This window comes from Staphylococcus sp. EG-SA-2, assembly GCF_017152085.1.
This window is the reverse complement of the sequence record NZ_JACYHC010000104.1, coordinates 1-553: the sequence shown is the minus strand read 5'-3', so window position 1 is coordinate 553 and position 553 is coordinate 1. Positions and strand designations below refer to the sequence as shown.

1 protein-coding gene is annotated in these 553 nt (G+C 29.3%); it reads left to right on the top strand.

Annotation, left to right across the window (positions count from 1 at the left end):
• Positions 1 to 282: 282 nt before the first annotated feature.
• Positions 283 to 553, top strand: a 271-nt coding sequence (locus IDG60_RS00870) for a DUF1307 domain-containing protein (protein ID WP_206160380.1), incomplete at its 3' end; no start/stop codon positions are given.

Below are 553 nucleotides of genomic sequence, written 5' to 3'. Positions count from 1 at the left end.
TCGTATTCTTAATACCTATATGCTATCGTACACAAGCTTTTGTTCTTTTCTTCCAACATACCGTCTATAATGCTCAAAAAGAAATCAGCAGTGGAACACACTACGTTCCCTACCGCTTTATCATTTTCAGGCTTAAATATTTTTAAAATTTTGTGAGGAATCCGCTTAAAAAAACTCATATCTTCAAAAAAAGTGACAAAATTTAAATTTTTGAATAACATCATTTTTTAGTAAATGTTATAATTTCTTTATAATACAAATATCGAAAGAAGGCGACTGACTTTGAAAAAATTATGTTCATTAATTGTAGTAGCATTAGTTTGTATCATTGCATTATCAGCTTGTGGTAAAGAACAAACCAAAACATATGAAGGTGATGTTAGTGGTAAACATGTACTAACTTCTATCACATATAAAGATGATAAAGTTTTAAAACAGTCTACAATCAACACAATTAAATATGACGATCTAGGTATGGATAAAGACGAAGCCAAAAAGTTATTCGCCAAATCTGAAAGTATTTTCAAAGACCTTAAAGGCGTAAAATACAAAG